Source organism: Dietzia aerolata (assembly GCF_014144865.1).
Taxonomy (GTDB): Bacteria; Actinomycetota; Actinomycetes; order Mycobacteriales; family Mycobacteriaceae; genus Dietzia; species Dietzia aerolata.
The window spans coordinates 1-8838 of sequence record NZ_JAALDM010000063.1 but is presented as its reverse complement, the minus strand read 5'-3'; the positions used below and the strand labels follow the sequence as shown (position 1 = coordinate 8838).

General features: G+C 68.8%; 10 protein-coding genes. 2 read left to right on the top strand and 8 right to left on the bottom strand.

Features of this window, described 5'->3' with window-relative positions; translation table 11 throughout:
* Positions 1 to 172 precede the first annotated feature (172 nt).
* Positions 173 to 1228 carry an RNase H family protein gene (locus G6016_RS04760; protein WP_182631549.1) on the top strand — a complete coding sequence of 352 codons (1056 nt, stop codon included), beginning with the start codon at positions 173 to 175 and terminating at the stop codon, positions 1226 to 1228.
* A 265-nt stretch (positions 1229 to 1493) separates the two neighbouring features.
* Here the strand turns inward: G6016_RS04760 and trpS are convergent, their stop codons facing one another.
* From trpS to G6016_RS04725, 7 genes are all read right to left on the bottom strand, one after another.
* Positions 1494 to 2549, bottom strand: a complete 1056-nt coding sequence (gene trpS / locus G6016_RS04755) for a tryptophan--tRNA ligase (protein WP_380023005.1) — start codon at positions 2547 to 2549, stop codon at positions 1494 to 1496.
* On the bottom strand, positions 2533 to 3030 hold the full coding sequence (locus G6016_RS04750; RefSeq protein WP_182631548.1) for a barstar family protein: 498 nt from the start codon (positions 3028 to 3030) through the stop codon (positions 2533 to 2535). The genes trpS and G6016_RS04750 overlap by 17 nt, the downstream gene beginning before the upstream one ends.
* Before the next feature lie 23 nt (positions 3031 to 3053).
* Entirely contained in the window at positions 3054 to 3605 is a 552-nt protein-coding gene (locus tag G6016_RS04745) for a guanyl-specific ribonuclease (protein WP_241729761.1), read from the bottom strand.
* Between the two features lie 33 nt (positions 3606 to 3638).
* Positions 3639 to 4397 (bottom strand): hypothetical protein, encoded by a 759-nt coding sequence (locus G6016_RS04740; RefSeq protein WP_182631547.1) that lies wholly within the window; start codon positions 4395 to 4397, stop codon positions 3639 to 3641.
* 36 nt (positions 4398 to 4433) lie between these two features.
* Positions 4434 to 4892 (bottom strand): PPOX class F420-dependent oxidoreductase, encoded by a 459-nt coding sequence (locus G6016_RS04735; RefSeq protein WP_182631546.1) that lies wholly within the window; start codon positions 4890 to 4892, stop codon positions 4434 to 4436.
* 91 nt (positions 4893 to 4983) lie between these two features.
* Entirely contained in the window at positions 4984 to 5856 is an 873-nt protein-coding gene (locus G6016_RS04730) for a hypothetical protein (RefSeq protein WP_338403517.1), read from the bottom strand.
* A gap of 77 nt (positions 5857 to 5933) precedes the next feature.
* The gene (locus tag G6016_RS04725; RefSeq protein ID WP_182631545.1) at positions 5934 to 6788 is read right to left on the bottom strand and encodes an exodeoxyribonuclease III; all 855 of its coding nucleotides are present in this window, start codon (positions 6786 to 6788) and stop codon (positions 5934 to 5936) included.
* 58 nt (positions 6789 to 6846) lie between these two features.
* On the opposite strand from G6016_RS04725, the gene G6016_RS04720 reads away from it, so the two are divergent.
* Positions 6847 to 7053 carry an antitoxin MazE-like protein gene (locus G6016_RS04720; RefSeq protein WP_182631544.1) on the top strand — a complete coding sequence of 69 codons (207 nt, stop codon included), beginning with the start codon at positions 6847 to 6849 and terminating at the stop codon, positions 7051 to 7053.
* A 134-nt stretch (positions 7054 to 7187) separates the two neighbouring features.
* Here the strand turns inward: G6016_RS04720 and G6016_RS04715 are convergent.
* A partial coding sequence (locus G6016_RS04715) for a vWA domain-containing protein (RefSeq protein WP_182631543.1) occupies positions 7188 to 8838 on the bottom strand: 1651 nt, incomplete at its 5' end.

Genomic DNA, 8838 nt, shown 5'->3' with positions numbered 1-8838 from the left:
GCAGCGGCAAGGACGCCGACTGGCCGATCGACCTCGACGACATCGAGCCCGGCGAACTCCAGGGCTGACCCCCGGCCCTGCCCGGTCCGGGTCGGAGCCGCGCCCGCTCAGTGCGGAGCCGCGCCCGGCCCGGTTCACGCCGACGCCGCCGTCGGTGGCAGGATCGGCACCCGTGACGATCATCGCTGCCGCTGACGGTTCCGCCCTCGGAAATCCCGGCCCCGCCGGCTGGGCCTGGTACATCGACGACGCCCGCTGGCGCTGCGGCGGCTGGAAGCGCGGCACCAACAACCAGGGCGAGCTCACGGCCGTGCTGGATCTGCTGCGCCAGACCGCGCACACCGACGAGCCGCTGCACGTGCTCTGCGATTCGCAGTACGTCATCAACTCCATCACCAAGTGGATGGCCGGCTGGAAGCGCAAGGGCTGGAAGAAGGCTGACGGCAAGCCGGTCCTCAACGTCGAGGTGATGAAGGCGCTCGACGCCGCAATACAGGGCCGCAACGTCACCTTCGAGTGGGTCAAGGGCCACGCCGGTCACGAGATGAACGAGAAGGCCGACGAGCTCGCCAACAGTGCCGCCAAGGCGCACGCGGCCAAGAAGCTGCCGGACGCCGGACCGGGGTTTCCGGGCGCGACCGCCGTGGGTGCGGGCGAGGATCCGGCCGCTCCCCCGACCGCGGGGAAAGACAACCCCAAGGGGACGACGACGACAACGGCGCCCACCCAGCCCGCCCCCGCCGATGAGCCGGACCTGTTCTCGCTGGACGGACTGGCCTCCGGCTCCAGCTCCAGCTCGGGGCCCGGATCGGAGCCCGCGAGCAAATCCCATACCAGCGCAAATGCCGGGACCGGCTCGGGCTCTCCTGCTTCAGGTTCCGCCACTGACTCCGACGTCTTCGCCCAGGTCGTCGCCCTCGAGCGGTCCCTTCTCGACGACGCCGTACGACTCGACCGCAAGCAGCTCACCCGCCTGCTGGACGTGCGGTGGCGACAGGTGGATGCGTCGGGCCGGACGTGGACCCGGCGCGAGGTCAGCGAGGCCGGGCGGTCCCATACGGGAGTAGAGCTCGAGGTGGTCGAGACCCGGCGCTTGTCCGATGACGTGGTGCTGCTGCTGTGGCGCGCGTCCGGCCCGGACGGGGTGTCCTCGCTGCGCAGCTCTATTTGGCAGCGCACGGGCACCGAGTGGAAGCAGGTCTACCAGCAGGGCACGCGCGAGGCCTGACCTCTCGGCCGCACCCCCACGCCACCCCTCCCCGCACACCCGCCCAACCACCAGCGGTTGCAAGACACGCATCGGCACTGGCAAGACATTCTGTGCGATTCCTGGGCCGGGATTCGCACCCCCTGTCTTGCGACCGGCAGCCGGCGTCTTGCAACTGAATGAGGATATGGCCTCGTACGCCGAGAGTCGGCTGCACGGCCGCGAGCAGACGGAGGTGCGAGCGTCGAGGCCGGCCCGGGGTCAGGCCCGGACTCAAGTTCTGGCGTCAGCCTCGCTTCGGCGCGGTGAAACCGACCGCCTGGTAGACCTGCGACAGGACCGGGCTCGCGACGGCGCGGGCCCGGTCGGCGCCGTCGGCGAGGATGCGCTCGAGTTCGGCCCGGTCGGACATGTACTCGTCGAAGCGGCCCCGCAGCGGGGTGACGAACGCTTCCAGCGCGTCGGCGGTGTCAGTCTTGAGCGCGCCGTACTGGGCACCGGCCGACTGGTAGTCGGCCACGATGTCGTCCACGCTGCGGCCGGTGAACGCCGACTGGATGGTCAGCAGGTTGGACACGCCGGGCTTGGCCTCGCGATCGAAGCGGATCTCGCCATCGTTGTCCGTCACGGCACTCTTGATGCGCTTGGCGGAGGCCTTGGGGTCGTCGAGCAGGTTGACGATGCCCTTCGGGTTGGAGCCCGACTTGCTCATCTTGGCGGTGGGCTCCTGTAGGTCGTAGATCTTGGCGGAGCCCTCGAGGATCTTGCCCTCGGGCACGACGAAGGTCTTCTTGTAGCGGGAGTTGAACCGCATCGCCAGGTCGCGGGTGAGCTCGAGGTGCTGGCGCTGGTCCTCGCCGACCGGCACGAGGTGCGGGCGGTAGAGCAGGATGTCGGCGGCCATGAGCACCGGGTAGGTGAACAGTCCCACGGTGGTGCCGTCGGTGCCCTGCTTGGCGGCCTTGTCCTTGAACTGGGTCATGCGGGCGGCCTCGCCGTAGCCGGTGATGCAGCTCAGCACCCACGACAGCTCGGCGTGCTCAGGCACGTGCGACTGGACGAACAGCACGGATTTGGCCGGGTCGATGCCCAGCGCGAGCAGCTGCGCGCAGCCGCGGAAGACACGCTCGCGCAGTTCCTTGGGGTCCTGCCGGACGGTGATCGCGTGCAGGTCGGGGATGAAGTAGAAGGCGTCGTAGTCGTCCTGCAGATCGACCCACTGCCGCACGGCGCCCAGGTAGTTACCGAGGTGGTACGAATCCGCGGTCGGCTGGATGCCGGACAGGACGCGCTGGCGCTTGGCGGGAGCTGCGGAGGTGGGCTGTTCAGACATGATGTCCATCATCCCACGCGTGAACGGCACGTCCGCCGAGGGCCTCGCCGCGCCACCAGTGCTGGTCGGCCGGGGTGTCGGCGTGGGTGGAGAAGACGACGACGACGGGGCCGTTCTCTCGCTCAGCTCGGATTTCGTTGGCATCGTCCACGGCTTCGGCAAACCACTCGCGGCGTCCCGGCGCGGAGGTGAGCATCGACTCCGCCTCCGTCACCACGACGACGACGGCCCCGCCCGGCGCCTCGGGCAGGTCGACGTCGCGGAGGCATTCATCAAAGGCGTCGAGGTTGCGGCCGAAATACTGGGGGAACTGCAGTGCTGCGGAGGCTTCGTCGTACACCCCGCCCAGGTCGGTCATCCGGCGACCGCTGAGCCGGCGGACACCGGCGGCCGGCGCGAGGTCGACGGGCACCTCGGGGACTCGGCCGGTGGCGTCATGGAAGAACGTGCCGCCCGCAGCTGCGGTGACGAGTGCATGGAAGTCGAGCATCGACGTATTTCTCCTGCGTGGGGTCATCGGATGCGGTCGAACGACGCGTAGTGGTCGGCGGTGTACCAGGCGGAGCCGTCGTCGCCGGTGACTATCCGTTCGGCGTCACGCCCCTGGCCGGGCTCCTTGGGATTGACGTCCCACTCCTGATAGCGGATCCGTTGGCCGTCCGCGCTGGTCTTGGGTAGGAGTTGCTCGCGGTTGCCGAAGCGTTCCCCACCCTGTGTGCCTGGCGCATTGGCGGCGTCCGGCCAGTCCCCGGCGTCGATCAGGGCGAGTGTGTCCAGGACGTGTGGCGGGATGCCGGGAGGCGCGGATTCGACATCGCCGGGCCCGAAGTCATCGGCGTCGTCGACGTAGCCGTCGTAGCCGGAGTCGTCGTAGCCGGCGCTGTCGTCAAACCACGAGGACTCGTCACCGAACTGTTCCGAGATCGATCCGTCGACTCCCGACCCGGTCTCGGTGGTCGCCAGCGTCGAGCACGCGGCTCCGCCGACCGCGAGTGCGAGCCCCGCGACCAACGCCATCAGCGCGCGAACCACGAAGTGAAATCGGCCTGCGGTCATCCCCTGCATGTCGGCGATTATCCCATCACCACCTAGCCGTTCTCAGCGTTCGGCGAGGCACTCTTCATTCCCGACGTCAAACGGCACCTCTACGAAGGAGGTCTCCTCCTCCTCGTCGACAGTGGGTTGGTAGGAAATCCGGGCCAGGAATTCTCCGCAGGGACGGTCGTACCTGAAGGTGAAATCGGTGGAGGCCTGTTCGCCGGGGCCGAGGTGCGCCGTCTGCAGCGTATCGGCCGCCTCCCTGGGCAACTCCTCCGCGCGGACGGTGAATGCGTGGTCTTCGCCGTCGACCGCGAGATCCACCTCGTATTCCACGACATCTCCCGCGGGCGGGGTGAAGTCGAGCCGGAGCCAGTACGGGTCGATCCCGCGAATCCGTCCGCCGATCCCGTCGAGTGTCAGCTGGCCGAAGTCGGTCGGGGTGAGCTGCTCGCGCCCACCAGAGTCATCAACGGCGAACACTTCCAGTGTCAGGTCCTCGAGGGTCGACCACTGCTGCGCCTCGGATTCATCTCCTTCCAGCGCCATTACCAGTGACACGTAATGGTCGCCGGTCGGGGCCGGGAGTCCGGGGATGGACGAAGGCTGCCGGATATCTCTGACACTGATGAGTGACACGGGCCCGGGCTCGAGGGCATCGTCATCACTCAATCGGTACACGGTGCTGACCTCACCCGCAGCGTCGTCCTGGACGAGCCCCACCACGAAGAAGGCCAAGGCAGCCAACAGCGCGCCGGCGACCAGCCCTGTGGTGAGGGAGAACCACCGCGATAAAGCAGCACCGTGCGTCGTCGACATGTTCACATAGTAAGCGGAACCCCGTCGCTCGCTCGGTCAGTCGGACTGTGGCGGAAAGCCTCCCGTGGCGACCGGGCCCCAGTCGTCGATCGTCACACGGATGAGCGACTTGCCCTGGCGGACCATCGCCTCGCGATACTCATCCCAGTTGTCATGCTCGCCGGCGACACTGCGGAAGTACTCGACCAACGGCTCGACGGAGTCGGGCAGGTTGATGACCTCGGCGGAGCCGTCGAGGTGGACGTATGGTCCGTTCCAGTCGTCGGAGATCACGCACACGCTCACCGCCGGGTCGCGGCGGATATTGGTGACCTTCGCCCGCTGCGGGTAGGTCGCCACGACGAGCCGCCCCTCGGAGTCGACGCCACAGGTCACCGGCGAGGACTGCAGGCCACCGGATGCGCGGCGGGTGATGAGAACTGCGCGATGCCGGGTCGAGAGGAAGTCGACGAGGCCGGCGCGGTCAGGACGTTCAGCAGTAGCGAACTTCGGCATGCACCCAAGGCTACGGACCGGCCACCGCGGGAAGCACGGAGAACGCGGGGAATGGGCAGAACGTCGGTACGGAGGATTCGGCGGACAGCGACTACGCAATCCGCAGCAGTTTGAAGTGCAATCTCGCGGCCGGGATGGACCACACGTTGAGCTCATGGTCCGTGCGCAGGACGCCCTCGTCGTCGACATACAGATGGAATTTCTCGTGGAGCGGCGCTCGGGCGCAGTGGTCGCGACCACCGTTGTCGACGACCGCGTAGCACCCGTTGTCGCCGAACCCACCACGACCGGAGGTCAATGTCAGGGAGCCGTCGTCGCCGATATCGGGCCTGAGGAACACCTGGACATTGCCCTTCTCGAGCGGGAAGGACACGTGCACACTGGCACGATCGGCGCCCGGGAGCGTTGAGGCGGTGTAACACCCGCTGTAGACGTGTTCCCCCGTCGACCGAAGTGTTCGCAGCCAGCCGGCGGACAGCTGCGAACCGTCCGGCCGCTCCAACACGGTGACGTCGCTGTCCATCCCGTACGCCACGTCGAGCGGCTTGGATGGCAGTGCCAGTTGATCCACCCGTCTACCGAAGCCCACGCGAACCACCTCGGCGGCCGGCCACGCCAGCGGATTCCACTGCATCCACACTTCCATCCGGAAGCGCGTGGTGTGCTCGTAAAACTCGCGCACGAGTGGATGTAGCCGGTTCGCATCGAAGCCCGGGCCGTCGAGGACGTTCATATTCGACAACAGGCCGGTGTCGCCGCCGGTTCGCAGCTCGCAGGCGTTCTCATCGGCCCAGGCCCGCAGCCAGGCGTCGCCGACTCGCGACCCGGTGGCACGGGGAGCCCGGAGCCAGTGCTCGTCGCCGTCGAGGTCGATCGGGCGACCGACCGTTCGCCAGAATCGACGGGATCCGAGATCGGCGAGCGACCCCAGGGCCTGGACTGCGGGGGAATCGTAGGCTGACACGTCGAAAAGGGTAAGCGCAGAGACAGTTCCGGAGAGGATGCTCCCCGCAGCCGGGGACTCTGGCTCGGGGACTCCGGTTACTTGTAGACGACCGTCACCGGCGCGTGGTCCGACCAGCGCATGTCGTAGGCGCTCGCCCGGTCGACCTGATCGGACACCGCGCGGTCGACGAGCCCGTCGGTGACCACGTGGTAGTCGATGCGCCAGCCCGCGTTGTTGTCGAAGGCCTGACCGCGCTGCGACCACCACGAGTACGGCCCCACCTCGTCGGGCCGGCGGTGCCGGACGATGTCGGTCCAGCCGCTGCCGTCGGCAAACACGCCGGTCATCCACTCCCGCTCGTGCGGCAGGAACCCCGAGTTCTTGTGATTGCCCTTGTGGTTCTTCAGGTCCGCCTCGCGGTGGGCGATGTTCCAGTCGCCGCAGACGATCATCTCGTGACCGTCACGGGAGGCGACCGCAGCGGCGCGCTCGGCGAGGAACTCGCGGAACGTGCCCAGGAACCGGTCCTTCTCATCCTGCTTGGGGGTGCCCGCCGACCCCGACGGCAGGTACAGGCTCGCGACGGTCACGGTCTCCCCCGCGGCGGCGCCCGGGTACTCGGCCTCGATGTAGCGGCCGGACTCGGCGAACTCGGGATCGCCGTAGCCGATCGTCACCTCAGCCGGCTCGTGTCGCGACAGCAACGCCACGCCGGCGCGTCCCTTGAGCTCAGACGGGGCTCCCACCAGGTGCCAGCCGGCCTCCAGCGCGGGGGCCAGGGCCTTGCGGGTCTGGTCGGTGTCGGCGCGCACCTCCTGCAGGGCCACCACATCGGCGCCGCTGGCCTCGAGCCAGGGCAGGAATCCGAGGTTGGTCTCCGACCGCTGCTTGACGGCGGCGCGGATCCCGTTGACGTTGACGGTAGACACGGTAAGGCTCACGGCCGCCATGGTAGCCATCGGCCGCGACCGCGCCCCAACCCGATGCGTCGGTTGTAGCGTGGCCTTCATGGGCTCCCGTGACCGTGCTCGCCGTCGCCTCGAGCGGCTCCGGGCACACGATCGGCGCCCGGTCCGGATCCGCGTCGCTGATGTCAGCCGGCCGGACTTCCAACGCGAGGCCTGGCGTCAGTCGGCCACGATTGCCGCCTCCGCGGACGATGCCGCCGACCAGGCCTTTGTGGATGCCGTGGCCTCTGGCTGGGACGACGGCTGACGCCAGTGGTTGGGCGGCCCTGGGGTCGCCGACATGCCGCATAGGGTCCGCTCGGTTGACCGCGACAGTGCACACGTCGAGAGGGGTGGCCCCGGCCCCGAGCAGGTCGGGGCCACCCGGTTAGCGGCGCGCTGTTACCGCTGCTTGCCCCGGCTGAAGAACCACAGGCCCAGCCCCGCGAGGATCAACAGGATCACCCCGATGCCGGCGGGGAGCGCCCACCCGGGCAGGCTGGAATCCTCCTCCGCGGAGGCCACGACGGAGGGGTTGTCGTCGTCGTTGTCGTCATTGGCCTCGCCGCCAGGCGCGGCGTCCGTGCCTATGGGCGACGACGACGGCGTCGGCCCCGGCTCGTTCACCGGCTCCCAGTCCGGCCCCTCGCCGGGCTCGCCGTCCATGCGGACCGCGAACTCGAACGGCTGCTCCACTCCCAGCACGTCGTTGCCGAACACGCTCATCGACACCGCGAGGTAGTGCTCCCCCGCGATCGACACGCGCTCGCCGCCCACGTTGGCGTTCCGGTTGTTGAAGTTCACCGGGCGGTCGGAGGCGACCGTCATCTCCTCGCCCTCTTGCCGATAGGAGATGTACTCGGACCCCAGCTGCTGCCGGACCGGACCGTAGATCGCGCCGTACAGGGTGTCGTTGGTCTCCCGGACCGACGGGCCCGTCTTCAGGGTCACCACCGGACGCTGCCCCCACTCGACCGGGACGCGGTAGTAGCGGAACTCGCCGGGGACGATCGCATCCGAGAACGACCCCTCGGTGATCTCGGCCGCGTTCGCGAAGCTGTTCCCGCCCGCGACCGGCTGCGGGCTCGAGATCTCGACCGGAGCCGCGTCGGGCGCGCTGCCGGGGTGGCCTTCCGGCCAGGTGCCCACCTCGTTGCCGGGCATCGGCTCGAACTGCACCGACATCTCCACCTCGAACTCCTCGGCGGCACCCAGGCCCGCGGTGTTGAACTGGGCGGCCACGAGGAACTGGGTGCCGTCGCACTCGTCACCCGGCTCCTGGCCCGCGAACGCGAGGACCGTCGACTCCGGCGGCTCCCATCCGCCGCCGCTCGTCTGCGAGGACGCGACGTCTTTGGTGCAGGTGTGATGCGACTCGTTGGTCGACGTCAGCCGGACATTGATCCCCTCGCCGCCGCCCGTGTCGGTCAGGTCGATGCGCGGCACCGCCGTGACCGCGACGTACGCGCGATGCCCCTCGGGGACGGCGACACGGAGGAACTTCTCCGGCACGGCGGCGGTGTTGAGCTCGGACACGGTCTGCACCGTGGTCCGGTAGAGGCCTTGACCGACGTAGAGGGCCTCGTCTGCGGTGTCCGCGAACTGGAACTCCGTGCCCGTGGTCTCGTACTCGACGATCGCGCGCTGGGCCAGGAACTGCAACGACTCGCTCAACGCCGCCGCGTCATCGGCCTGCCGGTAGCTGCCGCCGGTCGTGTTCGCGATGCACTCCAACTCTGCCCGTGTGGCCTCGTCGGCGCGGAAACCCACCACGTGCACGGCCAGACCCACGCCCTCGTCGGCGAGTTCGGCCGCGACCTCGCACGGCGGCGGGGGCGTGCAGGTGTCGATCCCGTCCGAGACCAGCACGATCGAACGCTCCGACGCGTCCGGGGACAGCATGTCGGCGGCCGCGCGCAGCGAGTTACCGATCGGCGTGTAGCCCCGCGCCTGCAGCCCCTCGATCTCCCCGCGCAGCCGGTCCTTGTCCACCGCACCCACCGGCGCCAACTCGCGGATATCCGCGCAACCACGCTCGTGGTTCTCCGGCGCA

Bases quoted from the DNA above. Each gene is read 5' to 3' on its own strand.
- trpS (WP_380023005.1), bottom strand. From the start codon at position 2,549: ATGGACATCATGTCTGAACAGCCCACCTCCGCAGCTCCCGCCAAGCGC.
- G6016_RS04750 (WP_182631548.1), bottom strand. From the start codon at position 3,030: ATGCTCGACTTCCATGCACTCGTCACCGCAGCTGCGGGCGGCACGTTC.
- G6016_RS04745 (WP_241729761.1), bottom strand. From the start codon at position 3,605: ATGCAGGGGATGACCGCAGGCCGATTTCACTTCGTGGTTCGCGCGCTG.
- G6016_RS04740 (WP_182631547.1), bottom strand. From the start codon at position 4,397: ATGTCGACGACGCACGGTGCTGCTTTATCGCGGTGGTTCTCCCTCACC.
- G6016_RS04735 (WP_182631546.1), bottom strand. From the start codon at position 4,892: ATGCCGAAGTTCGCTACTGCTGAACGTCCTGACCGCGCCGGCCTCGTC.
- G6016_RS04725 (WP_182631545.1), bottom strand. From the start codon at position 6,788: ATGGCGGCCGTGAGCCTTACCGTGTCTACCGTCAACGTCAACGGGATC.
- G6016_RS04720 (WP_182631544.1), top strand. From the start codon at position 6,847: ATGGGCTCCCGTGACCGTGCTCGCCGTCGCCTCGAGCGGCTCCGGGCA.